This is a genomic window from Amycolatopsis stemonae (assembly GCF_054781455.1).
The window spans coordinates 771272-796759 of the sequence record NZ_BAAGUJ010000003.1 but is presented as its reverse complement, the minus strand read 5'-3'; the positions used below and the strand labels follow the sequence as shown (position 1 = coordinate 796759).

The 25488-nt window shown below is 72.2% G+C and carries 32 protein-coding genes; 20 read left to right on the top strand and 12 right to left on the bottom strand.

Features of this window, described 5'->3' with window-relative positions:
• Nucleotides 1-79 precede the first annotated feature (79 nt).
• Genes eccB through ACYVLJ_RS15560 form a run of 3 tightly spaced genes read left to right on the top strand, consistent with a single transcriptional unit; the run spans nucleotide 80 to nucleotide 2858 of the window.
• Nucleotides 80-1501 (top strand): type VII secretion protein EccB, encoded by a 1422-nt coding sequence (eccB, locus tag ACYVLJ_RS15570; protein ID WP_451974105.1) that lies wholly within the window; start codon nucleotides 80-82, stop codon nucleotides 1499-1501.
• A gap of 11 nt (nucleotides 1502-1512) precedes the next feature.
• Complete coding sequence (locus tag ACYVLJ_RS15565; protein WP_451974103.1) at nucleotides 1513-2205, top strand: response regulator; 693 nt, start codon at nucleotides 1513-1515, stop codon at nucleotides 2203-2205.
• Complete coding sequence (locus ACYVLJ_RS15560) at nucleotides 2202-2858, top strand: response regulator (RefSeq protein ID WP_451974101.1); 657 nt, start codon at nucleotides 2202-2204, stop codon at nucleotides 2856-2858. The genes ACYVLJ_RS15565 and ACYVLJ_RS15560 overlap by 4 nt, the downstream gene beginning before the upstream one ends.
• Here ACYVLJ_RS15560 and ACYVLJ_RS15555 read toward each other — a convergent pair.
• Nucleotides 2855-3661: a carbon-nitrogen hydrolase family protein gene (locus ACYVLJ_RS15555; RefSeq protein ID WP_460439097.1), complete on the bottom strand. Its 807-nt coding sequence runs from the start codon at nucleotides 3659-3661 to the stop codon at nucleotides 2855-2857. The genes ACYVLJ_RS15560 and ACYVLJ_RS15555 overlap by 4 nt on opposite strands.
• Nucleotides 3662-3755: 94 nt before the next feature.
• Here ACYVLJ_RS15555 and hisD point away from each other — a divergent pair, with 94 nt between their 5' ends.
• The 4 genes from hisD to ACYVLJ_RS15535 are packed head-to-tail and all read left to right on the top strand — an operon-like array spanning nucleotide 3756 to nucleotide 6926.
• Nucleotides 3756-5081: a histidinol dehydrogenase gene (gene hisD / locus ACYVLJ_RS15550; RefSeq protein WP_460439096.1), complete on the top strand. Its 1326-nt coding sequence runs from the start codon at nucleotides 3756-3758 to the stop codon at nucleotides 5079-5081.
• Nucleotides 5078-6175 (top strand): histidinol-phosphate transaminase, encoded by a 1098-nt coding sequence (locus ACYVLJ_RS15545; protein ID WP_460439095.1) that lies wholly within the window; start codon nucleotides 5078-5080, stop codon nucleotides 6173-6175. The genes hisD and ACYVLJ_RS15545 overlap by 4 nt, the downstream gene beginning before the upstream one ends.
• Nucleotides 6172-6771 (top strand): imidazoleglycerol-phosphate dehydratase HisB, encoded by a 600-nt coding sequence (gene hisB / locus ACYVLJ_RS15540; protein WP_451974093.1) that lies wholly within the window; start codon nucleotides 6172-6174, stop codon nucleotides 6769-6771. The genes ACYVLJ_RS15545 and hisB overlap by 4 nt, the downstream gene beginning before the upstream one ends.
• Nucleotides 6768-6926, top strand: a complete 159-nt coding sequence (locus ACYVLJ_RS15535) for a hypothetical protein (protein ID WP_460439094.1) — start codon at nucleotides 6768-6770, stop codon at nucleotides 6924-6926. Before hisB ends, ACYVLJ_RS15535 begins: the two co-directional genes overlap by 4 nt.
• A 44-nt stretch (nucleotides 6927-6970) precedes the next feature.
• On the opposite strand, the gene ACYVLJ_RS15530 is transcribed toward ACYVLJ_RS15535, so the two are convergent.
• A complete protein-coding gene (locus tag ACYVLJ_RS15530; protein ID WP_460439093.1) occupies nucleotides 6971-9157 on the bottom strand; it encodes an MMPL family transporter in 2187 nt (728 codons plus the stop codon).
• Between the two features lie 182 nt (nucleotides 9158-9339).
• On the opposite strand from ACYVLJ_RS15530, the gene ACYVLJ_RS15525 reads away from it, so the two are divergent.
• Nucleotides 9340-9930: a TetR/AcrR family transcriptional regulator gene (locus tag ACYVLJ_RS15525; RefSeq protein WP_460439092.1), complete on the top strand. Its 591-nt coding sequence runs from the start codon at nucleotides 9340-9342 to the stop codon at nucleotides 9928-9930.
• Nucleotides 9931-10261: 331 nt separating this feature from the next.
• Complete coding sequence (locus tag ACYVLJ_RS15520) at nucleotides 10262-10939, top strand: hypothetical protein (protein WP_460439091.1); 678 nt, start codon at nucleotides 10262-10264, stop codon at nucleotides 10937-10939.
• Between the two features lie 30 nt (nucleotides 10940-10969).
• On the opposite strand, the gene soxR is transcribed toward ACYVLJ_RS15520, so the two are convergent.
• Nucleotides 10970-11431: a redox-sensitive transcriptional activator SoxR gene (gene soxR, locus ACYVLJ_RS15515; RefSeq protein WP_284740995.1), complete on the bottom strand. Its 462-nt coding sequence runs from the start codon at nucleotides 11429-11431 to the stop codon at nucleotides 10970-10972.
• Between the two features lie 52 nt (nucleotides 11432-11483).
• Between soxR and ACYVLJ_RS15510 the strand changes: the two genes are divergently transcribed.
• Genes ACYVLJ_RS15510 through ACYVLJ_RS15500 form a run of 3 tightly spaced genes read left to right on the top strand, consistent with a single transcriptional unit; the run spans nucleotide 11484 to nucleotide 13532 of the window.
• Nucleotides 11484-12173 carry a thiamine pyrophosphate-dependent enzyme gene (locus ACYVLJ_RS15510; protein ID WP_451974083.1) on the top strand — a complete coding sequence of 230 codons (690 nt, stop codon included), beginning with the start codon at nucleotides 11484-11486 and terminating at the stop codon, nucleotides 12171-12173.
• A 7-nt stretch (nucleotides 12174-12180) separates the two neighbouring features.
• Entirely contained in the window at nucleotides 12181-13098 is a 918-nt protein-coding gene (locus ACYVLJ_RS15505) for a transketolase family protein (RefSeq protein ID WP_460439090.1), read from the top strand.
• Between the two features lie 5 nt (nucleotides 13099-13103).
• Nucleotides 13104-13532 carry an NUDIX hydrolase gene (locus tag ACYVLJ_RS15500; RefSeq protein WP_460439089.1) on the top strand — a complete coding sequence of 143 codons (429 nt, stop codon included), beginning with the start codon at nucleotides 13104-13106 and terminating at the stop codon, nucleotides 13530-13532.
• Here ACYVLJ_RS15500 and ACYVLJ_RS15495 read toward each other — a convergent pair.
• From ACYVLJ_RS15495 to ACYVLJ_RS15485, 3 genes are read right to left on the bottom strand one after another with little or no spacing between them, the layout of a single operon-like run.
• Nucleotides 13518-14042: an NIPSNAP family protein gene (locus tag ACYVLJ_RS15495; RefSeq protein ID WP_460439088.1), complete on the bottom strand. Its 525-nt coding sequence runs from the start codon at nucleotides 14040-14042 to the stop codon at nucleotides 13518-13520. The two genes, ACYVLJ_RS15500 and ACYVLJ_RS15495, sit on opposite strands and share 15 nt — an antisense overlap.
• Nucleotides 14043-14079: 37 nt before the next feature.
• Nucleotides 14080-15252, bottom strand: a complete 1173-nt coding sequence (locus ACYVLJ_RS15490; RefSeq protein WP_451974077.1) for an acyl-CoA dehydrogenase family protein — start codon at nucleotides 15250-15252, stop codon at nucleotides 14080-14082.
• 48 nt (nucleotides 15253-15300) lie between these two features.
• Nucleotides 15301-15477 carry a hypothetical protein gene (locus tag ACYVLJ_RS15485; RefSeq protein ID WP_451974075.1) on the bottom strand — a complete coding sequence of 59 codons (177 nt, stop codon included), beginning with the start codon at nucleotides 15475-15477 and terminating at the stop codon, nucleotides 15301-15303.
• 171 nt (nucleotides 15478-15648) lie between these two features.
• Between ACYVLJ_RS15485 and ACYVLJ_RS15480 the strand changes: the two genes are divergently transcribed.
• The 5 genes from ACYVLJ_RS15480 (at nucleotide 15649) to ACYVLJ_RS15460 (ending at nucleotide 18863) form a co-directional block, all read left to right on the top strand.
• Nucleotides 15649-16503 carry a hypothetical protein gene (locus ACYVLJ_RS15480; protein WP_460439087.1) on the top strand — a complete coding sequence of 285 codons (855 nt, stop codon included), beginning with the start codon at nucleotides 15649-15651 and terminating at the stop codon, nucleotides 16501-16503.
• A gap of 32 nt (nucleotides 16504-16535) precedes the next feature.
• Nucleotides 16536-17153 (top strand): imidazole glycerol phosphate synthase subunit HisH, encoded by a 618-nt coding sequence (hisH, locus tag ACYVLJ_RS15475; protein WP_451974311.1) that lies wholly within the window; start codon nucleotides 16536-16538, stop codon nucleotides 17151-17153.
• Between the two features lie 35 nt (nucleotides 17154-17188).
• Entirely contained in the window at nucleotides 17189-17926 is a 738-nt protein-coding gene (gene priA, locus ACYVLJ_RS15470; protein WP_451974071.1) for a bifunctional 1-(5-phosphoribosyl)-5-((5-phosphoribosylamino)methylideneamino)imidazole-4-carboxamide isomerase/phosphoribosylanthranilate isomerase PriA, read from the top strand.
• A gap of 75 nt (nucleotides 17927-18001) precedes the next feature.
• Complete coding sequence (locus ACYVLJ_RS15465; RefSeq protein WP_460439086.1) at nucleotides 18002-18343, top strand: DUF1330 domain-containing protein; 342 nt, start codon at nucleotides 18002-18004, stop codon at nucleotides 18341-18343.
• Nucleotides 18344-18386: 43 nt separating this feature from the next.
• A complete protein-coding gene (locus ACYVLJ_RS15460; RefSeq protein ID WP_451974068.1) occupies nucleotides 18387-18863 on the top strand; it encodes a GNAT family N-acetyltransferase in 477 nt (158 codons plus the stop codon).
• Here ACYVLJ_RS15460 and ACYVLJ_RS15455 read toward each other — a convergent pair.
• From ACYVLJ_RS15455 to ACYVLJ_RS15440, 4 genes are read right to left on the bottom strand one after another with little or no spacing between them, the layout of a single operon-like run.
• A complete protein-coding gene (locus ACYVLJ_RS15455) occupies nucleotides 18847-19233 on the bottom strand; it encodes a PPOX class F420-dependent oxidoreductase (RefSeq protein WP_451974066.1) in 387 nt (128 codons plus the stop codon). The two genes, ACYVLJ_RS15460 and ACYVLJ_RS15455, sit on opposite strands and share 17 nt — an antisense overlap.
• Before the next feature lie 13 nt (nucleotides 19234-19246).
• The gene (locus ACYVLJ_RS15450) at nucleotides 19247-19981 is read right to left on the bottom strand and encodes an ABC transporter permease (RefSeq protein WP_451974064.1); all 735 of its coding nucleotides are present in this window, start codon (nucleotides 19979-19981) and stop codon (nucleotides 19247-19249) included.
• The gene (locus ACYVLJ_RS15445) at nucleotides 19978-20691 is read right to left on the bottom strand and encodes an ABC transporter ATP-binding protein (RefSeq protein WP_460439085.1); all 714 of its coding nucleotides are present in this window, start codon (nucleotides 20689-20691) and stop codon (nucleotides 19978-19980) included. Before ACYVLJ_RS15445 ends, ACYVLJ_RS15450 begins: the two co-directional genes overlap by 4 nt.
• A gap of 4 nt (nucleotides 20692-20695) precedes the next feature.
• Nucleotides 20696-21286, bottom strand: coding sequence for a putative glycolipid-binding domain-containing protein (locus ACYVLJ_RS15440; protein WP_460439084.1), 591 nt, complete (start codon nucleotides 21284-21286; stop codon nucleotides 20696-20698).
• Nucleotides 21287-21422: 136 nt separating this feature from the next.
• Between ACYVLJ_RS15440 and ACYVLJ_RS15435 the strand changes: the two genes are divergently transcribed.
• Entirely contained in the window at nucleotides 21423-22370 is a 948-nt protein-coding gene (locus ACYVLJ_RS15435; RefSeq protein WP_460439083.1) for a hypothetical protein, read from the top strand.
• On the opposite strand, the gene ACYVLJ_RS15430 is transcribed toward ACYVLJ_RS15435, so the two are convergent.
• Nucleotides 22360-23328, bottom strand: coding sequence for a hypothetical protein (locus tag ACYVLJ_RS15430; RefSeq protein ID WP_460439082.1), 969 nt, complete (start codon nucleotides 23326-23328; stop codon nucleotides 22360-22362). The genes ACYVLJ_RS15435 and ACYVLJ_RS15430 overlap by 11 nt on opposite strands.
• Nucleotides 23325-23822, bottom strand: coding sequence for an RNA polymerase sigma factor (locus ACYVLJ_RS15425; RefSeq protein ID WP_451974054.1), 498 nt, complete (start codon nucleotides 23820-23822; stop codon nucleotides 23325-23327). The genes ACYVLJ_RS15430 and ACYVLJ_RS15425 overlap by 4 nt, the downstream gene beginning before the upstream one ends.
• A 116-nt stretch (nucleotides 23823-23938) precedes the next feature.
• On the opposite strand from ACYVLJ_RS15425, the gene ACYVLJ_RS15420 reads away from it, so the two are divergent.
• Together ACYVLJ_RS15420 and ACYVLJ_RS15415 are read left to right on the top strand one after the other, a co-directional pair.
• Complete coding sequence (locus ACYVLJ_RS15420) at nucleotides 23939-24505, top strand: TetR/AcrR family transcriptional regulator (protein WP_460439081.1); 567 nt, start codon at nucleotides 23939-23941, stop codon at nucleotides 24503-24505.
• The gene (locus ACYVLJ_RS15415; protein ID WP_460439080.1) at nucleotides 24502-25314 is read left to right on the top strand and encodes a Rossmann-fold NAD(P)-binding domain-containing protein; all 813 of its coding nucleotides are present in this window, start codon (nucleotides 24502-24504) and stop codon (nucleotides 25312-25314) included. The genes ACYVLJ_RS15420 and ACYVLJ_RS15415 overlap by 4 nt, the downstream gene beginning before the upstream one ends.
• Nucleotides 25315-25488 lie beyond the last annotated feature (174 nt).

The window sequence follows — 25488 nt, the reverse complement described above, 5'->3', positions numbered from 1 at the left end:
TTACCCTCGCCGCCCCCGCACCCGCGGCTTAGCATCGGGCACTCGGGAGGACGACGCACACAGCCGGGGGCTAAGCAGCGTGTGGACGCAGCGGGACCAGATCCAGGCGTACCAGTTCCTCCGGCGCAGGCTCGTTTCCGCACTCGTCGCGGCCGACGCCAACCACCCCGTCTCGCCCAGCCGCCGGCTCGTGCTCGGCACCGTGCTGGGGCTCGTGGCCGCCCTGCTCGTCACCGCCGTCTTCGGCATCATCGGCCTGCTGAACCCCTCCGGCGGCAAGGACTGGCTGGCCGGTGGCAAGGTGATCGTCGAAGAGGGCACGGGCGCGCGGTTCGTGCTCGGCGCGGACGGCGTCCTGCACCCCGTGCTCAACTACGCCTCCGCGCGGCTGCTGGCCGGCGGCAACGGCGACGCGACGGTGTCCGTCTCCTCGGAGAAGCTCGGCAGTGCCGGGCGCGGTGCCCAGATCGGCATTCCGGGCGCACCCGACTCGGTGCCCGCGCCGAGTGCGCTGGTCACCACGCCGTGGACGAGCTGCAGCCGGTCCACCCAGGACGCGCCCGCGTCGGCCGAGCCCCGCACCGCCGTCCTGCTCGCCGCCCCGGCGTCCGGCGTCGAGCTGCCGCGCGACCAGGGCGTCATCGTCCGGCTGCCCGCGGGCGAGCGCTTCCTGCTCACCGGCGGGCGGCGCTACAAGCTCTCCGACGCGGCCGCGACCGCGCTGCAGTTCGACAGCTACCCGACGATCGCGGTGTCCGCGCGGTGGATCGACACCGTCCCGGCCGGACGTGACCTCACGGCGTTGCCGGTCGACGGCGCGGGCGACCGCGGGCCCGCGGTGGGCGGGCGGGCCACCCGCGTCGGCGAAGTCCTCGCCGTCGTGGACGCGATGGCCGCGCCCGGCGCCGCGACGTCGTACTACCTCGTCCGCCGCGACGGCCTCGAGCCGGTCGGCCAGACCGAAGCGAGCCTGCTGGTGACGACGGAAGCCAACGCGGTCGCGTATTCCGGGACGCCGGCGCCGGTCGAGGTCCGCGCGGCCGACGTCGCCGCCGTGGCGAAGGTCGCCGCGCCCCGCGCGGGCGGCGCCGATCCGGCCGCCTTCCCCGACCGCATCCCGGGCAAGGCGCCGATCACCGGCGGCTCGGTCGCGTTGTGCATCCAGGGCAGCCGGTTGCTCGTTTCGGCCGAATTCCCGCTTTCCCCTGGGGCCAAGGCAATCCAGGTCACCACGAGGACCGAAGCAAGGGTGGCGGACGAGGTGTACGTGCCTCCGTCGGGAGGCGCCGTCGTCGTCGAATCCGGTTCGGCCACCACCTACCTGGTGACCGACACAGGCCGGAAGTACCCGGTGGTCAACGCGCAGGCACTCGCGTCGCTCGGCTACGGAAGCGTGGCGAAGTCACCGGTCGCAGGTAGTTTGCTGGCATTGGTGCCGACGGGCCCCGCGCTGGACCCGGCCTCGGCCGGGCGGCCGGCCCCGTCGGGTGGAACGGGGTGAAAGTCGTGCACATGACACAAGAGCGCTCGACCGAAGACGAACGAGAACCGGGTCGCGTCCGGGTGGCGGTCATCGAAGACCACCCGCTGTACCGCGTCTCGGTCCAGCGCGTGCTGGCCGAAGCGGACTTCGTGGAGCTCGGCGCGGTGGTCGACTCGGTGGCGCGGTTCCACGTCCACCGGCAGCCGCCGGGCAGCGTGGTCCTGCTCGACCTGGGGCTGCCGGGCGTCGCGGGGGCGGCGGCGGTGCTGGAGGTCTGCGAGCTCGGGCACCACGTGCTCGTGGTCTCCGCGCAGGCGGAACCCGAGGTCGTGCTGGGCGCGATCGCGGCCGGGGCGCGGGGCTTCCTCTCGAAGGACGTCGACGCGGACGAGCTGCTGATCGCGATCAAGACCGTCGCCGACGGCGGCGCGTACGTCTCGGCGGTGGTGGCCGGGATGATCATGAAGGACAACGCGGACCGGCCGGCGGTCTCGGCGGACGTCGAGCTGTCGCCGCGCGAGGAGCAGGTGCTGCGGCTGGTGGCGGCGGGGGAGCGCGACGTCGACATCGCGCTGATCCTCGGCATCGGCGTCCGGACCGTGCGGGGCTACCTCGACCGCATCCGCGACAAGACGGGCGAACGGCGGCGCCCGGGCCTGGTCAAGGAAGCCATCCGGCGCGGCCTGATCGGCGGCGCGGGTCCCAAGCGCGGCCGCAAATGAGCGAACCCGCGGCCGACGCCCCGGCGCCGCGCCGGATCACCGTCGGGGTCATCGAGGACCACCCGCTCTACCGGTACGCGCTCACCCGCGTGCTCACCGAGGCCCCGGACATCGAGCTCGGCGCGGTCGCCGACTCGGTGGCCCGGTTCGCGGTCCAGGACCAGCCGGCGGGCAGCGTCGTGGTCCTCGACCTCAAGCTCCGCGGGGTCCAGGACGCGGCCGCGGTCCTGGAAGTGGGGCACATGGGGCACAAGGTGCTGGTGGTGTCCGCGCACGCGGAACAGCCGGAGGTCCTGGGGGCGATGCAGGCGGGCGCGAAGGGGTTCCTGTCCAAGGACGTCGACGGCGACGAGCTCCTGCGCGCGATCCGCACGATCGCCGACGACAACGCGTACGTGTCGCCGACCCTGGCCGGGATGATCATCCAGGACAGCGAAGAGCGCCACGCGGGGCCGAAGATCGTGCTGTCGGAGCGCGAGAAGCAGGTCCTCCGCCTGGTGGCGGCGGGGGAGCGCGACGTCGACGTGGCGGAGATCCTCAACATCAGCGTCCGGACGGTCCGCTCGTACCTGGACCGCATCCGCGACAAGACGGGCGAGCGCCGCCGCGCGGGCTTCGTCCGCGTCGCGATCCGCGAAGGCCTGCTCCGCTAGCTGTGCCGCTGGAGGCGGCGGTTGGCCAGGGCACCCGTCGCCGTGCGGGCCTTGGCCGGTACCGCCGGGTCGACGTCCACCAGGAGCGTCTCCGGGCCCGCGCCCGCGGCGGCGTGCACCCGGCCGAAGCCGTCCGCGGCCAGCGAATACCCGATCCCGGTCGGCGCCTTCGGGTTGACCGAAATCCCGGTCGCCGCCGGGTCGGCCTGGCCGCAGGCCAGCACCCAGCAGCCCGAGTCCAGGGCCCGCGCCCGCACCAGGACCTCCCACTGCTCGCGCTTGCCCTCGCCCGCGCCCCACGACGCCGGCAGCAGCACGACGTCGGCGCCGTCGTCGGCCAGCGCGCGGAACAGCTCCGGGAACCGGACGTCGTAGCAGGTCGCGACGCCGTAGACGACGCTGTCCAGCTCGAACGTGGTCACCGCGGCGCCGGGCGCGACCGTGTCCGACTCCGCGAAGCCGAACGCGTCGTAGAGGTGGATCTTGTCGTAGCCGCGGTGGTGCCCGCCGCCGGTGACGAGCAGCGTGTTGTGCACCCGGCCGCCGTCCGCCGGGGTGAACATCCCGGCGACGACCACGACGTCGTGCTCGGCGGCCAGCGCGGCCACCGCCGAGGCCCACGGCCCGTCGAGCGGCTCGGCGACCGGCGCCAGCGGCCGCCCGAACCGCGCCATGGCCGCTTCGGGGAAGACGACGATCCGCGCACCGCCGGCCGCCGCGGCTTCCACCCCGGCGCGCACCAGCTTCAGGTTCGCCTCCGGTTCGTCACCCGAGTTGACCTGGCACAACGCGATTCGCGTCACCGCTGCCTCCTGCATGCTGGGATCGGCCGTCGTTCCGCCGCACCAAGGAGTATCGCCGACGGGCGCTCGAGCGTGACCTCGTACCCTGGGGGGCATGTTGAACCGCACCGACCTGCGCGGGCAGGTCCCGACCGCCGCCGAACTGCGCGCCACGCTGCCCCGCGCCGAATACGACGTGGACGCGGCGCTGCATCACGTGCGCCCGGTGGTCGAGGCGGTCCGTGACCGCGGTGTCGAAGCCGTCCTCGAGTACACCGAGCAGTTCGACAAGGTCCGCCCGGTGTCCGTGCGGGTGCCGCGGGAGCGGCTGACGCAGGCGCTCGCGCAGCTCGACCCGCAGGTGCGCGCCGCACTGGAGGAGTCGATCACCCGCGCCCGCAAGGTGCACGCCGAGCAGCGCCGCACCGACGTCACGACCACGGTCGTCGACGGCGGCACGGTCACCGAGAAGTGGGTGCCGGTCGAGCGCGTCGGGCTGTACGCGCCGGGCGGGCTGGCCGTGTACCCCTCGACCGTGGTGATGAACGTGGTCCCGGCGCAGATCGCCGGCGTCGGCTCGCTGGTCGTCTGCTCGCCGCCGCAGGCCGGGTTCGCCGGGCTGCCGCACCCGACCATCCTCGCCGCGGCCGAACTGCTCGGCGTCGACGAGGTGTGGGCGGTCGGCGGCGCGCAGGCCGTCGCGCTGCTGGCCTACGGCGGCACGGACACCGACGGCACCGAGCTCGCCCCGGTCGACGTCGTCACCGGGCCGGGCAACATCTACCTGACCGCGGCCAAGCGGCTCCTGCGCGGCCTGATCGGGATCGACGCCGAAGCCGGGCCCACCGAGATCGCCATCCTCGCCGACGAGACGGCCGACCCGGTGCACGTCGCCGCCGACCTGATCAGCCAGGCCGAACACGACCCGCTGGCCGCGAGCGTGCTGGTGACGACGTCGGTCGAGCTGGCCGACGCCGTCGACGAGGAGCTGGTGAACCGGGTCGCCGCGACGAAGCACAGTTCGCGGGTCGCGGAAGCTTTGGCGGGTAAGCAGTCAGGGATCATCCTGGTGTCCACAGTGGACGACGGCCTGCGCGTCGTCGACGCCTACGCCGCCGAGCACCTGGAGATCCAGACGGCGGACGCGCGCGCGGTCGCCGCCCGGGTCCGCAACGCCGGCGCGATCTTCGTCGGCGCGTACGCCCCGGTGTCGCTCGGCGACTACTGCGCCGGGTCCAACCACGTCCTGCCCACCGGCGGGTTCGCCCGCCACTCCTCGGGCCTGTCCGTGCAGAGCTTCCTCAAGGGCATCCACGTCGTGGACTACTCCGAGGACGCGCTGCGGGAGGTCGCCGGCCGCGTCGTCGCGCTGGCCGACGCCGAGGACCTGCCCGCGCACGGCGAAGCCGTCACCGCGCGCTTCGGGGGTTCGGTCCGATGATCGGCGAAGAAGTCACCCTGGACCAGCTGCCGCTGCGCGAGGACCTGCGCGGCAAGACGCCGTACGGCGCGCCGCAGCTGGCCGTCCCGGTCCGGCTCAACACCAACGAAAACCCGTACCCGCCGCCGCCTGAGCTGGTCGCGGACGTCGCGGAGGCCGTCCGCGCGGAAGCCGCCGAGCTGCACCGCTACCCGGACCGCGACGCCCTCGAGCTGCGCCACGACCTGGCCGACTACCTGAGCGTGTCGACGCGGGTGGTGCTCACCGAGGCGAACGTCTGGGCCGCCAACGGGTCCAACGAGGTGCTGCAGCAGATCCTGCAGGCCTTCGGCGGGCCCGGGCGCAGCGCGCTCGGCTTCGAGCCGTCGTACTCGATGCACCCGATCATCGCGTCCGGCACCCGCACCGAGTGGGTCCCGGCGCCGCGCCGCGACGACTTCACGCTCGACACGGCCGCGGCGGCCGCGGTCATCACGGAAAAGCGGCCGGACATCGTGTTCGTCACGAGCCCGAACAACCCGACCGGCGGCTCGATCCCGCTGTCCGAGCTGCGGGCCGTCCTGGACGCGGCCACCGGGATCGTGGTCGTCGACGAGGCGTACGCGGAGTTTTCGTCGCAGCAGAGCGCGGTGCACCTGCTCGAGGACTACCCGGCGCGGCTGATCGTGTCGCGCACGATGAGCAAGGCGTTCGCCTTCGCGGGCGGCCGGCTCGGCTACCTCGCGGCGGCGCCCGCGGTGGTCGACGCGCTGCAGCTGGTGCGGCTGCCGTACCACCTTTCGCGGCTCACGCAGGCGGCCGCGCGGGCGGCACTGCGGCACGCCGACGCCACTTTGGACAGCGTGCACAAGCTGGCCGCGGAACGCGACCGCGTCGTGGAAGCGCTGGCGGGCCTGGGGTACGACCCGGTGCCGAGCGACTCGAACTTCGTCCTCTTCGGACGGTTCAGCGACCCGCACGCCGCTTGGCAGTCCTACTTGGACAAGGGGGTGCTGATCCGCGAGCCCGGCATCGAAGGGCACCTGCGCGTCAGCATCGGCACCCCGGAAGAGAACGACGCCTTCCTCGAGGCGAGTAAGGAAGTTTCCCGATGACCCGCATCGGCAAGGTCGAACGGACCACCAAGGAGTCCTCGATCTTCGTCCAGCTGGACCTCGACGGCACCGGCGAGGTCGAGATCTCGACCGGCGTGCCGTTCTACGACCACATGCTGACGGCGTTCGGCGTGCACGGTTCCCTGGACCTCAAGGTCGAGGCGACCGGCGACGTCCACATCGACGCGCACCACACGGTCGAGGACACGGCGATCGTGCTCGGCCAGGCGGTCCGCCAGGCCCTGGGCGACAAGAGCGGCATCCGCCGCTTCGGCGACGCGTGGATCCCGATGGACGAAACCCTGGCCCACGCGGCGATCGACGTCTCGGGCCGGCCGTACTGCGTGCACGTGGGCGAGCCCGAGCAGTTCACCACCTTCACGATCGGCAACAACTACCCGTTCGTGCTCACGCGGCACGTCTTCGACTCGCTGTCGTTCCACGCGCAGATCGCGCTGCACGTGCGCGTGATCCACGGCCGCGACCCGCACCACATCGCGGAGGCGCAGTACAAGGCCGTGGCCCGGGCCCTCCGGGCGGCGACCGAGCCGGACCCGCGCGCGGGCGGAATCCCTTCCACGAAGGGCGTTCTGTGAGCAACGGAGTCATCGGCGTCCTCCTGCTCGCCCTGGGCGGCTTCCTGCTGGGCGGCGTCTATTCGACGTGGAGGACGGCCAAGTTCATGGCGGGGGTGCTCGCCGTCGCGGCCCTGCTGGCCATCGGCGGCGCGATCTTCTGGTTCTCCAGCTGACGTGAAGAATGCCCCCTCGGGTGAGGGGGCATTCTCCGGGTTCGCTACCGGCTCGCGCCGACCAGTTCCCGCTCCCCGGGTTCGTCGAGGTGCTTGGTGAGCTTCTCGCCCTCGACGTCGACGTCCGGCAGGATGCGGTCGAGCCACTTCGGCAGCCACCACGCGCCGCGGCCGAGCAGCGACATCACCGCCGGCACCAGCGTCATGCGGACCACGAACGCGTCCACCAGCACGCCGAACGCCAGCGCGAAGCCGATCGACTGGATCAGCGCCGATTCGGCGAGCACGAACCCGGCGAACACGCTGATCATGATCAGCGCCGCCGCGACGACCACGCGTGCGCCGTGGCGGAAGCCGGTGACCACGGCTTCCTGCGGGTCGGCGCCGTGGACGTGCTCCTCGCGCATCCGCGTCACCAGGAACACCTGGTAGTCCATCGCCAGCCCGAACAGCACGCCGATCAGCAGGATCGGCAGCATGCTCATGATCGGCCCGGTCGACTCGACGCCGAGCAGGCCGGTCAGCCAGCCCCACTGGAACACCGCGACCACCGCGCCGAACGTCGCCGCGACGGAGCCGAGGAAGCCGATCGTCGCCTTCAGCGGCACCACGACCGAGCGGAACACCAGCATCAGCAGCACGAACGCGAGCCCGACGATCAGCGCGAGGTAGGGCAGCATCGCGTCGGACAGCTTCGCCGAGACGTCGATGTTCGCCGCCGTCTGCCCGGTGACGGCCAGCTTGGCGCCGGTCGCGTTCTCGAGCACCCCCGACTGGGCGCGGATCGCGGCCACCAGGTCCTCGGTCTGGGTGCTGCTCGGGCCGCTCTTGGGGATCACCGTCAGCAAGGCCGTGTCACCCGCCTGGTTGGTGCGGGGCGGCGTCACCGCGGCGACATCGGGCAGCTTCGCGATGTTCGACGCGGCCTGGCCCAGCGCGACCTGGCGGTTGGTGCTCGCGCCGGCGTCGACGACGACCAGCAGCGGCCCGTTCGAGCCCTCGCCGAAGCTGCGGCTGGCGATCTCGTACGCCTTGTGCTGCGTCGACTCCGGCGCGGCGGTGCTGTCGTTGGGCAGGCCGAGCTGCATGCCGAGCGCGGGCAGCGCGACGACGGCCATCCCGGCCAGCGCGACGAGCAGCACCGGGATGCGGTGGCGGCCGACGAACCGCGCCCAGCGCTCGCCGTGCGTCGTTTCGGCCGGCTTGCGGCGCAGCCGGACGCGGCCACCGGCGACCCGGCGGCCGGCGAAGCCGAGGATGGCGGGCAGCAGCGTCAGGGCGATGAGCACGGCGATCGCGACGGTCACCGCGGCGGCGACGCCCATCTGCCCGAGGAACGGGATGCCGACGACGGTCAGGCCGGCCAGCGCGATGATGACGGTGAGCCCGGCGAACACGACGGCCGAACCGGCGGTGCCCGCGGCGCGCCCGGCGGCTTCCTCGGGGTCGCGGCCGATGCTGAGCTCGTGCCGGTAGCGCGACACGATGAACAGCGCGTAGTCGATGCCGACGGCGAGCCCGATCATCAGCGCCAGGATCGGCGTGTTCGAGTTCAGCTCGAGGAAGCCGGAGGCGAGGAAGATGCCGCCCATCCCGGTGCCGACGCCGATCAACGCCGTGAGCAGCGGGATGCCGGCGGCGACGAGCGAACCGAACGTGATGATCAGCACGACGGCCGCGACCGCGACGCCCAGCCCCTCGGTGGCGCCGGTTTCCGGGACACCCTGGACGGCGTCGCCGCCGAACTCGACGGTGAACCCTTGCGCGCGGGCCGCGTCGGCGGCGTTCTGGAGGGCCTCGCGGTCACTGTCGGTGAGTTCGTAGGCCTTCGCGCCGTAGCTGACCTGGGCGAGTGCGACGCGCTTGTCGGGCGAGATCGACTGCGCCTGGAACGGGTCCACGACGGCGGCGACCTTCGGCGCGGTCTTCAGCTGCCCGACCGTCGCCTCGACCGCGGCCTTGCCCTTGGCGTCGGTGACCGTGGTCCCGGCCGGGGCCTCGATGACGACGCGGGCGGTCGCGCCACCCGCGTTGGCCTGCGGGAACTTCTCGGTGAGCTGGTCGATCGCCCGCTGGGACTCGGTGCCGGGGATGGTCACCGAGTTCGACAGCTGGCCGGACAGCGTCAGGGCGCCCAGCCCGAGCGCCACGAGGACGGCCGCCCAGACGGCGGCGACCAGCGCCCGCCGTCGGAAGGACAACCGGCCGAGCCGGTACAGGAAGGTCGCCACGAGTCAGCTCCGTTTCGCCCGAACGGGGTCGGTTCACTCAATCTGGTTCCTTCCCAAGCTAGCCGATCGGCAAGGGTGACTCCAAGCCGATCGGCAAGTATGTGACTTGCCGAACAGCAAGTAAGCGGTTTGCCGATCGACAGGGAGTGACGTACGCTCCGACGGCTCGCTGAGGAGGAAGAATGACCGCCGGCCCGGCCGAGGACACCCGGACCCGACTGCTGCAGACCGCGCTGCGCCTGTTCACCGAACACGGGGTCGAGGGCACGTCGCTGCAGATGATCGCCGACGCGCTCGGGGTCACGAAGGCGGCGGTCTACTACCACTTCAAGACGAAGGCGGAGATCACCGAGGCGGTGGCCGAGCCCGGCGTGCGGGACCTGGACGAACTGGTGCTGCGCGCGGCCGCGCAGAAGCGCCGCGGCACGCAGGTGGACCTGCTGCTGGAGGGGTTCGTCGACCTGGTGATCCGGCACCGCGCGCTGGTGGCGCTGTTTTCGAGCGATCCGGGCCTGGTCCGCGCGATCGAGAAGTCCGCGCACGGCGGCATGGAGGGCTTCGGCCGCGCGCTGCTGGGCATCCTGGCGGGCCCGGCCCCGGACCCGACGGCCCGGGTCAACGCGATGGTGACGTTGACGGGCATCGCCATGGCCGGCGGCTCCCCGGACCTGGCCGGCCTGGGCGACGACGAGCTCCGCACGGAACTGCTGGACGTGGGCCGCCGCCTGCTGGGCCGCCCCCGCCGCCGCACCCCAGCCGTGTCGACCCTCTAATCACGCGTGATGCCCCTTCAATCACGCGTGATGCCTCTCTGATCACGGGTGATGCTCCGCTGATCACGCGAGTTCTGGCTTTTGCGCGGGCCGGACTCGGCCCGATTGCGCATGATGCCCGGCCGAACACGCGTGATGCCTCTCCAGTCACGCGAGATGCCCCGCCGATCACGCGAGGTCCGAGTCCAAGCCGGGGCCGGGGCTGGGGCTTCCGCCTCGGTGCGCGTGTTGTCCGGTGCGGAAGCGAGCGTCGACGCCGTCACCCGGTGGTGATCGTGGCCGCGGGGTCGCCTTTCACTGATTTTTCATCGGCCGACGCGATCATGCCCCCATGCGGCGAACCGGGGCGTGGACAGGCGGGGCGACGGCGGTGGCGTGCGCGGTCATGGCGATCGACCTCTCGCGTTCCGACCTTCACGACCAGTCGTGGCTCGGCGGTGCGGGCTCGTTCGTCACCGGGGTCTCGGCGCTCACCGGCGCGCTCGTCCTCGCCGTGCCCGCGCGGCCGCGGCCGGTGCCCGTGGCGGCCGTCGGGGCCGAACGGGATCCCACCGTCGTTCCGCTGACCACGCCCTCGTCGCGGATCCGGCATCGGGCCGTCGGCGTGCTGACCGGGGTTGTCTGGCTGGGCGTCTTCCTCGCCGTCGCCTACCTCGGCGGTGCGTCGCTCGGTGCCGTGCTGCCGCTGGTTCTGCTGGCCGTCTTCGCCTTGGCCGGCTTCTGGGACGCCCACGCCGACGGCAAGGACGAGCTGATCCTCGACCCGGCGGGCATGACGATCGCCGATCGGCGGCGGATCGCCGTGCGGGACCGGTCTTTCCGGGTGCGGTGGGCGGATCTGGAAAGCGTTGCGCTCCAAGCGCGCCGTGGCCGGTGCTGCGTCGCCGTGCGATACGGCAAGCACGGCGGCTGGGACGTCGTCCTCGAGCTGCCGTCCGAGAGTCCCGAACTCCTTTACGTCGTCAGGAGAGCGCTCGAACGGTTCGCGGGCGGCAAGTTCCGGGACTGACGCGGTACAAGTACGCCGGGGGCAAGCGGTTCAGATGCCGCCTTCGACCGCCGGACGCAGTTTACTCGCCCCCGGGCCGAAACGCGCCAGCTCGTCGTCGTTGTTGTAGAGCGCGCAACTGCGCAGTGACAGGCACCCGCAGCCGACGCAGCCGGTGAGCCGGTCGCGAAGCCGTTGCAGGGCGTCGATCCGCGCGTCGAGCTCGTGCTGCCAGTCGCGGGACAGCCGGGCCCAGTCGGCCTTCGTCGGCGCGTGGTCGGCGGGTAGTGACGCCAGCGCCGAGCTGATGTCCTCCAGGGAGAGCCCGACGCGCTGCGCGGCGCGGATGAACGCGATCCGCCGCAGCACCGAGCGCGGGTACCGGCGCTGGTTGCCCGCCGAACGCTCCGAGCTGATGAGCCCTTTCTCCTCGTAGAACCGTAGTGCCGTGTGCGGCACCCCGCTGCGGTCCGCCACCTGTCCGATGCTGAGATGTTCAGCGAGCCTCGTCACCAGCTCAGGCTATCCTTGACTTCGAGTTTAGTCGAGGTTGCATGGTCGGTTCATGACCACTGCGACCGAACCGGGTTACGCCGAGCTGCCGCGTCTGATCTCGCTCATGACCGGCGACGACAAGCACCAAGCCGCCGCGGAGTCCACTGTGGACGTCTTGTGGGTGCTGTACGACCGCGTGCTCGACATCACGCCGTCGAACCACCGGGAGCCCGGCCGCGACCGGTTCCTGCTGTCCAAAGGGCACGGTCCGATGGCGTACTACGCCGTGCTCACCGCGAAAGGCTTCCTTGACGAAGCCGAGCTGCCGACGTGGTCGAACGCGCTTTCCCGGCTGGGACACCACCCCGACCGGCGCCGGATCCCGGGCGTCGAGATCTCGAGCGGCTCGCTCGGCCACGGCCTGCCGATCGCGTTGGGGACGGCGCTGGGCCTGCGTGCCCGGGGCATCGGGTCGAAGGTGGTGACGTTGATCGGCGACGCGGAGCTGGACGAGGGCTCGAACCACGAGGCGATCGTCGTCGCGGCGCGGTCGGGCCTGGAAAACCTCACGACGGTGGTGGTCGACAACCAGTCGTCGACGCGCGGCTGGCCGGGCGGGATCGCGCGGCGGTTCGACGTCGAAGGCTGGGAGACGCGCACGGTGTCCGGCCGCGACCATTCCGCGTTGTACGGCGCTTTCACCGCTGCGCATCCCGGCCGTCCGCTGGCCGTGATCGCCGTCGTCGAACCGAAGGGCTGATTTCGTCATGAGGGAAACGTTCCTGACCACGACGGAGAAAATCCTGGACGCCGACCCGGAGGTGGCGGTCGTCCTGGCGGACATCTCGGCGGCCCAGCTGGCCGGTGCCGCGCGGCGGCACCCGGACCGCGTGCTGAACGTCGGGATCCGCGAGCAGTTGCTGGTCAGCGCGGGCGCGGGGCTGGCACTGGCCGGACTGCGGCCGATCGTGCACACGTTCTCGTCGTTCCTGGTGGAGCGCGCGTTCGAGCAGATCAAGCTCGACTTCTCGCACCAGGACGTGGGCGGGGTGCTGGTGTCGTACGGCGCGTCGTACGACATGCCGACCGCGGGGCGCACGCACCAGTCACCGGGCGATGTGGCCCTGATCGATTCGCTGCCGGGCTGGACGGTGCACGTCCCGGGCCACGCCGCCGAAGCCCGGCGGTTGCTGCTGGATTCCGTGCCGGGGGACGGCCGGGTCTATCTGCGGTTGTCGGCCCAGACGAACGCTTCGCCGCACTTGGGGGTGGGGTTCACGCGGTTGCGGTTCGGTTCGTCGGGGGTCGTGGTGGCGGTGGGGCCGGTGCTGGACCGGGTGCTTCGGGCCACTTCCGGGCTGGATGTGACGGTTTTGTACGCGTCCACGGTTCGGCCTTTCGACGCTGCCGGGTTGCGGTCTGCTGCGCTGGCTGCTTCGGGGTCTGTTGTGCTTGTGGAGCCCTATTTGGCCGGGACTTCGGCTTACTGGGTTTCCGAGGCGCTGGGAGACGTGCCGCACCGGGTGAAGTCGCTGGGGGTGCGGCGGGATGTCGAGGTGCGGACTTACGGGGGGATCGCGGACCACGACCTGGCCCACGGGCTGGATGCCGGCTCGTTGAGGCTGTCGATCAGGGATTTCCTGGGGGAGCAGGCGGAGCTTCACCGCGGAAAGCCGATAGCGTGACTTCCATGGGGTCCAGCATTCGGCCGATCGCGCTCGGTCTGATCAGGCGGCGTGAGCAGATCCTCGTCTTCGAGGGGCGCGACGACGTCAAAGGCGAGACCTACTACCGGCCGCTCGGAGGCGGGGTCGAGTTCGGGGAGCGCAGTGAAGACGCCCTCGCAAGAGAGTTCCGCGAAGAGCTCGAAGCCGAGATCAGGGTCGGGGAACGGCTCGGTGTGCTCGAGAACGTCTTCACCTGGCGTGGACGGCCCGGCCACGAGATTGCCTTCGTCTACCACGCCGAGTTCGTCGATGCCGGCTTCTACGCCAGAGAGGAGATGAAGATCCTCGACGATCCCGCCACCGCGCGGTGGGTCGACGTCGAGGACTTCCGCGACGGCCGCAAGATCCTCTACCCCGACGGGCTCACGCGACTGCTCTCACCGGAGCAGTGACCGCGAAGTCGGCTGCAGTTCCAGGCCGGGCGGAACCCGGCTGAACGACACCGTGAACGGGCCGTCCGTGCGGACCGGCAGCTGCGGGAAGTTGTTCGGCGAAGGCTCCGTCTCGAACACCGCGAACGCCCCGGGCGACGCCGAGAAAGACAGGTGCACCCCCGAGCCCGGTGGGGGAGATGCCAGGCCGCGTTGCACCGGGCGCAGCAGCAGCACGTTGTCCGAGTCCACCATCGTCGCGTTGGCCTCGGCCCGGAAACGCCGCCACACCGGCCCGGTGTAGAACGCGGTAAGCGCGGCGAATCGAGCGGCCAGGGACGAGAACCCCCGCAGCCACAGGAACTCGTCCGGGGACGACGGCACGCGGAACAGGCCGAACAGGTGCGCGCCCGCCTCTTCCTGGGGCTCGACGAACTCGCGCTCGAACAACGCGATCAGCTCGTCACGACGCCCCGGGTGGAGCGTGTAGCGCCGGAGTTCGAGGACGCTCTCGAAGTCGGTGAAATCCACGACCGGAACGCTAGCGGGCACCACCGACAAAACCGGATCAGCGGAACGCCGCCAGCCCCGTCACGGCCTGGCCCAGGGACAGCGCGTGCATCTCCTCCGTGCCCTCGTACGTCAGCACCGTCTCCAGGTTCGCCATGTGCCGCATCACCGGGTACTCCAGGGAAATCCCGTTCGCGCCCAGCATCGTGCGGGCCTCGCGCGCCACGGAAATCGCCGAGCGGACGTTCGCCATCTTGCCGAAGCTCACGTGGTTGTGGTGCAGCGAACCCGCGTCCTTGAGCCGGCCGATCTGCAGGGCCACCAGGCCCGCGCGGTTGACCTCGACGACCAGGTCGGCCAGCTTGCGCTGCGTCAGCTGGAACCCGGCGAGGGGCTTGCCGAACTGCGAGCGCGACAGCGTGTACTCCAGCGCCGATTCGTAGCACGCGCGCGCGGCCCCGACGACGCCGAACAGGATCCCGTAGCGCGCCTCGTTCAGGCAGGACAGCGGCCCGCGCAGGCCCCGGACCTCGGGGAACGCGGCCGACGAAGGCAGCCGCACGCCGTCCAGGACCAGCTCCGCCGTCAGCGACGCCCGCAGGGACAGCTTGTGCTTGACCTCGTTGGCCGTGAACCCCGGCGTCGACGTCGGGACGACGAAGCCGCGGATGCCGTCCTCCGTCTGCGCCCAGACCACCGCGACGTCGGCGACCGTGCCGTTGGTGATCCACATCTTCGTGCCCGACAGCACCCAGTCGGACCCGTCGCGCACCGCGCGCGTCCGCATCGAGCCCGGGTCGCTGCCCGCGTCCGGCTCGGTCAGGCCGAAGCAGCCCAGCGCGTCGCCCGTCGCCATCCGCGGCAGCCACTCCTGCCGCTGCTCCTCGCTGCCCCACCGGTGGATCGCGTACATCGCCAGCGACCCCTGCACCGACACGAAGCTCCGCAACCCCGAGTCGACGGCCTCCAGTTCCCGGCACGCGATGCCGTACGCGACCGCGCTGGTGCCGGCGCAGCCGTAGCCCTCCAGGTGCATGCCCAGCAGCCCCATCGAGCCGAAGCCCTTGGCGAGCTCGGCGGCGGGCAGGACGCCCGTTTCGTACCAGTCCGCGACCCGGTCCAGCAGCTGGTCCTTCGCGTACGCGCGGACGGCGTCGCGGATCGCCCGCTCCTCTTCGGCGAGCCCGGCGTCGAGGTCGAGGAAGTCGTGCGGGTCAGGAGTGCGGGTCATGGGGGCTCCCTGGGGACGCGTCGGTGCGGCCCCAGCAGGAAACCACAGTCAGACGTCTGCTCCCCGCGTGGCGTTCGTCACGCGGGCGGCAGACGCGCGCGGCGTGCACCGCTGCCGGGCCTGCTGGCGCGGGATCAGCAGCTCGCTGAACTGCGGGAACGGCTCGCTCTCGATGTCTTCACGCCAGGCGTGCAGCATCTGGGACAGCAGATCGTCCTCGGCCATCTTCGCCTCCCTGGCGTCCGGTCGTGCGGTGCTCAGGCCACACGATCGGGTGACTTGATACCCAGCGAGCGGGACGGCGAAACGGCCTTCGCCAAGATTCTTCCGACCCGTCACCACCTCGTGGCAGAATCGCGTCGCCGCCGCCACCGCCTCTACTCCCGAGGAGCGCACATGCGTGCGGCCAGTCTGCTCGCCCTCACCACCGCCGCCCTGCTCGCCACGGCCGGCGTCGCCACGGCGCACGAATCCGGCTGGCGCCAGGCCGGCCACACGACCGCGGAAAACCGGATCAGCGGCGAGGGCCTCACCACGCTCCGCCTGCCCGGGCACGCCCCCGAGATCGTCTACCGCAACGGCGCCACCATCCCGCAGCCGCTCAAGGACGAGGGCTGGGGCCACGTCGGCGACCCGGACTCGCTGCGCGGCTACGTCTTCGACGTCTACCAGGACACCGTCACGCCGACCCCCGTGAAGAAGATGTACCTGGTCACGAAGCCCGACGGGTCGACGACGGAGTTCGTCCACCCGCTGCAGCCGGACGAGCCCGCGGCCAACGCGAACGCCCAGGTCGCGGTCACGCCCGACGGCCAGTGGCTGGTGTCGGGCCCGCTCGGCGAGATCGACCGCCTCTACGTCTCGGCGACGCCGTTCCTCAACCCCCGGGGCCCGAAGGCCGCCGGCGACCTGCCCGTCGCCGCCCGCATCCACCTCGACCACCACATCCGCAGCGCCCAGGGCTGCGACTTCGTCGGCCCGACGCGCCTGATCTGCGCGACGAGCGACCCGTACAACGACCTGTACCCGACGAACCTGCAGCTCCTGCAGATCGACCTGGCCCGGCCGCTCAACGGCAGCGACGTCACCGCGAAGGTGCACGAGATCGGCCAGGTTCCGCTGGTCAGCACCTGCACCGGCACGTTCACCCCGGAGGGCGTCGACTACGACGCGGGGACCCTGCGCGTCGAGGTCGTGCCGCCGGCACCGTGCAACACCGTGACGGACGTCTATTCGTTCGAGCGCCGCTGAGGGCGACGGCTACGCTGGGTGGCGTGTCTCGTGTGGTGATCCTCGACTACGGTTCCGGCAACCTCCGCTCCGCCGAACGCGCCGTGGCGCGCGCCGGGGCCGAAGTCGAGGTCACCGCCGACCCGCACGCCGCGATCGAGGCCGACGGCCTGGTCGTGCCGGGCGTCGGCGCCTACTCCGCCTGCATGGCGGGGCTGCTCGAGGTCAAGGGCCACCGGATCATCGGCAAGCGCCTGGCCGGCGGCCGTCCGGTGCTCGGCATCTGCGTCGGCATGCAGATCCTCTTCGCCCGCGGCGTCGAGCACGGCGAGGAGACCGAGGGCACGGCGGAGTGGCCGGGTGTCGTCGACCGGCTGAACGCCGAGGTCCTGCCGCACATGGGCTGGAACACCGTCCGCGCGCCCGCGGACTCGCAGCTGTTCGCCGGGCTCGACCCGGACGAGCGGTTCTACTTCGTGCACTCCTACGCCGCGCGCAAGTGGGAGCTGGAGTCGGGCATCGGCCAGGAGCCGAAGGTCACCTGGTCGAACCACGGCGAGGACTTCGTCGCCGCGGTGGAGAACGGACCGCTGTGGGCGACCCAGTTCCACCCGGAGAAGTCGGGCGACGCCGGCGCGCACCTGCTGCGCAACTGGCTCGCGACCCTCTGACCGGGTGACCGGCGTCTCCGCCTTAGAGTTACGGCGTGACTTTCACGCTGCTTCCCGCCGTTGATGTGGCCGATGGCCAGGCCGTGCGACTCGTCCAGGGCGAGGCCGGCACCGAAACCTCCTATGGCAGCCCGCTGGAAGCGGCGCTCGCCTGGCAGCGCGACGGCGCCGAGTGGATCCACCTGGTCGACCTCGACGCCGCGTTCGGCAAGGGCAGCAACCGCGAGCTGCTCGCCACGGTCGTCGGCAAGCTCGACGTCCAGGTCGAGATCTCCGGCGGCATCCGCGACGACGCGTCGCTCGAGGCCGCCCTGGCCACCGGCGCCCGCCGCGTCAACCTCGGCACCGCCGCGCTCGAGGACCCGGAGTGGACCGCGCGCGTGATCGGCGAGTACGGCGACCGCGTCGCGATCGGCCTCGACGTCCGCATCACCGACGCCGGCCACCGGCTCTCGGCCCGCGGCTGGACGTCCGACGGCGGCGACCTGTGGGAGGTCCTGGAGCGCCTGGACCGCAACGGCGCCGCCCGCTACGTCGTCACCGACGTGAGCAAGGACGGCACCCTGCGCGGCCCGAACCTCGAGCTGCTGCGCGACGTCGTGGCGCGCACCGACGCGCCGGTGATCGCCTCGGGCGGGGTGTCCAGTGTGGACGATCTCGTCGCGCTGGCCGGCCTGGCGTCCGACGGCGTGGAGGGCTCCATCGTCGGCAAGGCGCTCTACGCCGGGGCGTTCACGCTGCCCGAGGCGCTCGCCGCGGTCGCGAAGCTCTGAGGAGCATTACCTCCCGCGTAATCGACGCTGCACGGAAACCCGGTCAGGATTCCTTTCGACGACGAAAGGAATCCCATGACCGCCTACGGACTCGCCCACCTGCGCCCGCCCGCCGTGCTCCACGAAGAAGTCTTCCAGTACCTCGAACGCATCCAGGCGACGCTCGACCCCCACGGCGGCAAGTTCGTGGTGCACGGCTCGCCCGTCGAAGTCAGGGAAGGCGAGTGGCCCGGCACGCTCGTCGTCATCGAGTTCCCGAGCCTCGACGCCGCCCGCCGGTGGTACGACTCCGCCGCCTACCGGGAGATCCTGCGCCTGCGGGCCGACCACATCCCGGGTGACCTCGTGCTCGTGGAGGGGTGCGGCCCGGACCACGACTCGGCCGCCCTGGGGGCCGCGCTGCGGGCACTCGCCTGAAAAGGGGCTGACAGCGGCACCCGCGTCCCCTAGGTTGCCGCGGGTGGAGGAGATCGTCACCCAGCTCGAAATGACCGCCGCCGATCAGCTGAACCCGGCGCCGGTCGTCGACGGCGTCACGCTCGTCGCCACCGGGCCGGGGCCGCACGTCCGGGACCTGCACGTCCGGATCGGGACGCCCTACCGCTGGCCCAGCGCCACGAGGAGCGGCGAGGACTGGGACAGGTGGCTGGCGGAGCCGGGCCGCCGGTACCGGCTCGTCGAGTACCGCGGGGAGGTCGCGGGCGCCGCCGATTTCGAGCCGCAACCCGGGGACGCCGTCGAAATCACCACCTTCGGCCTGCTGCCCGAGTTCGTCGGGAAGGGCCTCGGCGGGTACGCGCTCACCCTCGTCGTCGCCGATGCCTGGACGGTCCCCGGGGCGAGCCGGGTCTGGCTGCACACCTCGACCCTCGACCACCCGAACGCGCTGCCGAACTACCTGCGGCGCGGCTTCCGCAGCTTCAGCCGTCCAGCTTGACCGCGATGCCGACCGTCCGGTCCGCCGGGCCGCGCAGCTTCGAGAAGAACATCGTGATCCGCCCGATGATGCCGTACTTGCGGGCGATCGCCTTCCGGACGCGCTCGGTGTCCGAAGCGTCCAGCAGCCGCGCCTGGCCGGTGGCGACGGCACCGTGCGTCTTCTGCCCGCGCAGATCGCACGCCTGGACCTCGACCCGGCCGCTGTTGCGGATGCGCTTGACCTTCCCGGCCTTGCGCTCCGACCAGAACACGAGCTCACCGGCGTCGCCGGCCACCCAGATCGGGGTCGGCACGGCGCGGCCGTCGCGGCGGAACGTGGTCAGGACGACGTAGCGCTCGGCGGCGAGCCGGTCCGTTTCGGATGCCATGCGCCCACGGTAGTCACGGCGTCCGGCGGCGCAGCGTCGCCGCGCCGAGCACCAGCGCCAGCAGCGCGCAGCACGCCACGACGACCAGGTTGCGCAGGATCACCGCGTCGATCGTCGACGACGCCGTCACGCGGGTCAGCGCCTCGACCGCGTACGAAAGGGGCATCACGTCCGACAACCACCGCAGCAGCCAGCCCATGTCGCCGCGCGGCACGAACAGCCCGCACAGCAGGATCTGCGGCAGCACGAACACCGGCATGAACTGGATCGCCTGGAACTCGGTGCGCGCGAACGCGCTGACGAACAGCCCGAGCGCCATCCCCAGCAGCGCGTCGAGCACGGCGATCAGCAGCAGCATCCCCACCGGCCCGGCCAGGTCGAGCCCGAGCCACCACAGGGAAACCCCGGCCGCGAGCGCGACCTGGACGACGGCGATCGCGCCGAACGCCAGCGCGTAGCCGAACAGCAGGTCGAGCCGTCCGATCGGCAGCGTCATCAGGCGTTCGAGGGTGGCCGTGGTGCGCTCCCGCAACGTCGTGATCGAGGCGATGAGGAACATGATCAGGAACGGGAAGACGCCGAGCAGCGCGGGCGCGACGTGGCTGAACACCAGCGTCGAGTTGAAGACGTACCGCAGCAGGATCATCAGCAGCGTCGGCACCAGGACCAGCATCACGACGGTGCGCGGGTCGTGCCGCAGCTGCGTGAGGATGCGCCGCGTCGTGGCGAGCGTCAGCGCGGGGTTCACGAGGCGGCCCTCACCAGGTGCAGAAAGGCGCCTTCCAGGTCGGCGGCGCCGGTGCGCACGCGCAGCGCTTCCGGGGCGTCGTCGGCGAGCAGCGTGCCCTCGCGCATCAGCAGGAGCCGGTCGCAGCGCGCGGCTTCGTCCATGACGTGGCTGGAGACGAGCAGTGTCGCGCCGCCGTCGGCCAGCCGGCGGAACAACGCCCACAGCTCGTCGCGCAGCACCGGGTCGAGGCCGACGGTCGGCTCGTCGAGCACGAGCAGTTCGGGCTCACCGAGCAGCGCGACGGCGAGGTTCGCGCGGTTGTGCTGCCCGCCGGACAGCGACCCGACGAGCTTCCCGGCGTGGTCGCCGAGGCCGACTTCGCCGATGACCCGGTCCACATCGGACGCCGGTGCGCGCAGCACCGCGGCGAAGTACCGCAGGGCCTCCCGGACGGTCAGGTCGGCGTAGATGGCCGGGTTCTGCGTGGCGTAGCCGATCCGGCGCCGCAGCGGCGGGCTGCCGGCCGGCAGCCCCAGCACGGTGACGGTGCCGCCTTCGACGATCTGCACGCCGACGACCGCGCGCATCAGCGTGGTCTTGCCGCAGCCGCTCGGGCCGAGCAGCCCGGTGACGGCGCCGCGCGGCACCTCGAAGCTCACGTCCCGGACGACGACCCGGCCACCGCGCCGCACCCGCAGGCCGGTGACCGCCAGCGCAGAATTAATCATGCGTTTAATTCTGCGCGTGCCGGGAATCGCCGTCAAGGGGGTGGCGGACGGCGATGCCGGGGTAGCGCGTGACCAGGCCGGCGGCGTCGTACTCCAGGACGCAGGAGAAGCCGAACACCGGTGCCGCGTAGGCGTAGCGGCCCGGGCTCAGGTGCTCGTAGGTCTGCTCCAGCCGGTCGACGCCGAGGTCCGCCGCGCGGACGTACGCGGCCGGTGCGGCGGCCCGGCCGCCCCGCGGCAGGGCGAGCCGGTGGACGGGGAAGGTGTTCGTCATCGCGGACGACTCGAGGTCGAGGTCGAGGCAGCCGTCCAGGCGCGGGGCCGGCCGCCCGTCGAGCCGCCAGTGCCCGCGTCCGTCCGCTTCGATCGCGAGCGTCCGCGAGCCGCCCGGCCCGCGGCCGTCGAGCCGCGCCGAGCGCAACGTCCACTGTGGACCGACGGCGAGGGTGTACCGCACCGCCCAGGCGACGCCGTCCTCCACGGCGGTGGTCGCGCCTTCGGCGAGCCAGCCGTCTTCGTGGGGGCGGAACCAGGTCGTCTCGAAACCGGAGCGGGCATCGACGTGGCGCCACGCGGCGCTTTCCGGGAACGGCATGCCCCACCGTAGTCGGCGTGAAAAACGACTGGTCCGTTCGTCGTCCGAAGGCCACTCGCCTGGCCGAAGCGTTTCGACAACCGTGTCTGAAACGCTTTGCCGGCTGGGTTTCACCGGCTCACCGGAGGGAACGTCCATGGCTGTCGCGCAGCAGGTCCCGGTCCACCCCCAAGCAGGGTTCTTCGGCGCGGGGCCCTATCCGTCCCGCCGCGTCGTGATCGCCGTCGCCGCGGTCCTCGGCGGGTTCGTGCTCACGGCGTTGTGGTCCGCGACGTTCGTCGACTCCGTCATCGGCGACACGGTCGCCAACAACCTCCTCGGCCACGACGCGAAGGCGACGCCGATCGGCGGCGTCCTCACCGGGACGCTCTTCGCGTTCGTCTCCGGCCTCGCCGGGTCCTTCACGGCCTGCAACATCGCCGCGTTCGGCGCGGTCGCGCCGCTCGTCGGCGGCCAGGCCGGGGAGAAACGGCGCTTCGCCACCACGCTCAAGCCGCTGGGCTGGATCGCCGCCGGCATGCTCACCGTCTCGGTCGGCTACGGCGTCGTCGTCGCGCTCGTCGGCACGCGCATGCCGCAGTTCTCCACCGCGCAGGCGAGCGGCCTGACCCCCCGCAGCGTCCAGTCCATGATCGCCTTCGGCGTCGTGGGCCTCGTCTTCCTGGCCATGGGCCTGATCGCGCTCGGCATCCTCCCCAACCCCGCCAGCGGGTTCGTCGCCCGCCACCCCGCGGCGCCGCTGGTCCTCATGGGCGCGCTCATCGGCGGGTTCCTCATCGGCCGGCCGTACCCGCTCTTCCGGATCATGTTCCGCAGCGCCGCCGAGCAGCACAACGTGCTCTACGGCGCCGCCGCGTTCGCCCTGCAGTCGGTCGGCAACATCGTCGTCATGGCGCTGCTGTTCCTGCTCCTGACGCACGCCACGGGCGGTCGCGTGCAGCGCTGGCTCGCCGCGAAACCCGCTCGCGTCGCGACGGTCACCGGCGCGGCCCTGCTCGTCGGCGGCACGTTCACGCTGCTCTACTGGGACGTCCGCGTGCTCGGCCGGCTCGGGTTGATCTGGTTCCCGGCGGTCAGCTGGTAGCCCGCCCGAGCCACTGGTAGTCCGGCGAGGGGTCGAGCCGGACGCCGTCCGCGACGGCGACCAGCTCGGCCTCCGGCCGCGGGCCCGACACCGTCAGCCACCGGCCCGAAGACAGCCGGACCGCGACCATCGCCTCCTGGCCGGCCACGAAGAACCCCTGGCCGCCGCGGACGATGACGGGCGCGGCGCCGTTCACGCCGGGGGAGCCCGCGCCGGCCGTGACCCGCACGACCGCGGACGGCCGGGCCGGGTCGGCGGCGGTCAGCTCGGTGGTCGCGTCGGCCGGCCCGGTGCCCCTGACCGCGGCCGAGCGCTCGGTCAGGCCCGCCGGGAGCGCGCCGAAGCGCAGCTCGCCGCGGACGCCGACCGGCGTGGCGGTGACTCCCTGGGCGATCCGCAGGGCCACCACCCGGGCGTCCGGGATCCCGCTGACCCGCGCGGTCAGGACGTGGTCGTCGTCGGCGAGCCAGGTGATCAGCGCGGTCGTCCCGGTGTCGCCGGTGATCATGGCGACCCGGCCGCCCACCAGGACCTGGTCGTGGATCGCCGCGATCCGCAGCTCGGTCTGCGACCATTCGGGGTCGGCGGTCGAGTAGACCGACAGGGTGACCTCCGCTGGGCCGGCGAACCACCGGCGGACCTGCGGCGCGATGCCGGGCCCGCCTTCGCGGTACTGCTCGGTGAAGCCGGGCGGGAGCCAGCCCGGGCCGTAGCCGAGCACCGGCCGGCCGGCGGCCGGTACCGGGTCCGTCGAGGTGATCAGCTGCGTGCCGGCGAACACCCCGGCGACCAGCACGACCACCGCGGCGGCCACCAGCGCGAGCCGCGCCGGCGCGTGCCGGCGTCGTCCGGCGTCCGCCAGCGCTTCGCGGACCGCGTGACCGTCGGGAGCGCGCGCGGCGAGGCGGTCCAGGCTCTCCCGGATCAGCGTCTCGGTCTCGTGCTCGCGGCGGGTCATGCGGGGTCTCCGGTGGTGAGGAACGCGGGGTGCGGGGCCTGGCGCAACGTCGCCAGCGCGCGCGAGATCTGGCTGCGCACGGTGGACACCCCGCAACGCAGGAGTGCGGCGATTTCGGCGTCGGAGTAGTTCTCGTAGTAGCGCAGGACGATCGCCGCGCGCTGCTTGCGGGGCAGCGTCGCGAGCAGGCCGAGCATCGCGTCCCGCTCGTCGTAGGCGGCGGCCGGGTCGGCTTCGGGCGGGCTCAGCGCGTCGAGGACGTCGTGGCTGCTCGGCACCATCCGCCGCACCGCGCGCCGCCGCCACGACAGGTATTCGTTGGTGACCATCCGCCGCACGTAGGTGGGCGGGTGGTCGATGGCTTCCCAGCGCTGCTGGGCGCGCAGCAGCACGTCCTGGACGATGTCCTGCGCGAGGTGGGGGTCGCCGGCCAGGACGGTGGCGTAGCGCAGCAGCCCGTCCAGCCGCTCGGCCACGAAGTCTTCGAAACCCACACGCGTCCCCTCTGTCTCCTTCATAGACGCGCGAGGGGACCGGCGTGATGCACGCGCGCGCGATGTTTTTCGGGTACATTCGATACGAGACGGTACCGTTTCGTATTGGAGGGCTCATGCCGGGCAGACCCCGCGACGCCGGCCGCGACGTCGTCATCTTCGACGCGACACTGGAGCTGCTGACCCGCTCCGGGTACGACCGGCTGTCGATCGAAGCCGTCGCCGCCGAGGCCGGGGTGGGGAAGGCGACGATCTACCGCCGCTACGCCGGCAAGGCCGACCTGGTCGCCGCGGCCGTCGACGCCCGCGCAGGCGCGACCCCGCCCGCGGTCGGGGCCGCCGACCTCCGCGGCGCGCTGCTGGAGACCGTCGGGTGGCTGGCCCGGGAGATCGCCGGCCAGGAGGTCGCGTTGCTCGGCGCGCTGTTCGCCGGCATGCGCGGCGATCCCGCCCTCGCCGCGGCGATGCGGCGGATCCTGCGCCGCGACCAGGCGGCGATGACCGCGCGGCCGCTCGCCGACGGGCACCTGGACCCGCGCGGGGCGGCGCTGTTCGCCGAACTCGCCCCGGCGGTCGTCGTGCACCGGCTGGTCGTCACCGGCGAACCCTGCGACGGACCCTTCCTCGAGCACCTCGTCGACGACGTGCTGCTTCCCCTGCTGCGAAAGGAAACCCGGCCATGATCGTGGTCACCGGCGCGACCGGCGCCCTCAACGGCGCCACCGTCGAACACCTGCTGAAGCGGATCCCGGCCGAGGAGATCGGCGTCAGCGCCCGGGACGTCACGAAGGCCCGGCACTTCGCCGAACGGGGCGTGCGGGTCCGGCGTGGCGCCTACGACGACCCGGCCGCCCTGCGCACCTCGTTCGAGGGCGCCGACCAGGTGCTGCTGGTCTCGTCGAACGACCCGGCCGCCGACGCGGTCGCCCTGCACCGCACCGCGATCGAGGCCGCCGTCGCCGCGGGGGCCCGGCGGATCCTCTACACCAGCCACCAGAACGCGCGCGGCGACAGCCCGTTCGGTCCCGGGCGGGACCACGCCGCCACCGAGGAGCTCCTGGCCGGCTCCGGCGTCGCCTGGACGTCGCTGCGCAACGGCTTCTACGCCCACAGCCTCGGCCGGCTGCTCGGCCCGTGGCGCGAGACCGGCACGATCACCGCGCCGCAGGACGGCCCGGTCTCCTGGACCGACCGCGCCGACGCCGCCGAAGCCGCGGCGGTGGTCCTCGCCGGTGAGCGCTCCTTCGACGGGCCCGTCACGCTCACCGCCCGCCAGGCCGTCACCTTCGGCGACCTCGCGGCGCGCTACGGCGTGGAGCGGGTCGTGGTCGACGACGACCGGTGGGTGGCCGACCAGGTCGCCGCCGGAACGCCCGAACCGCTCGCGCGGATGCTGCTGACGTTCTTCGAAGCCGCGCGGGCCGGGCACTTCGCGGAGACCGGCCCGGTCCTGGCCGAACTGCTCGGCCGGGAACCGCTCACCGCGGGATGACGTGTACGAGCGCACGCGGTAGACGAGCTCCGGCCGAGAGGGATCCGCCAGATCCCGACGTCCTCCTGGGCGGCGTAGAGCGTCCGGCCGTCGAGCACGGACCCCTTCGAGCTGCGGGCCTTCGCCCGGCTCTGCGCGCGGCGACCAGGTCGTGCCGTCCGGCAGCCGGAACGC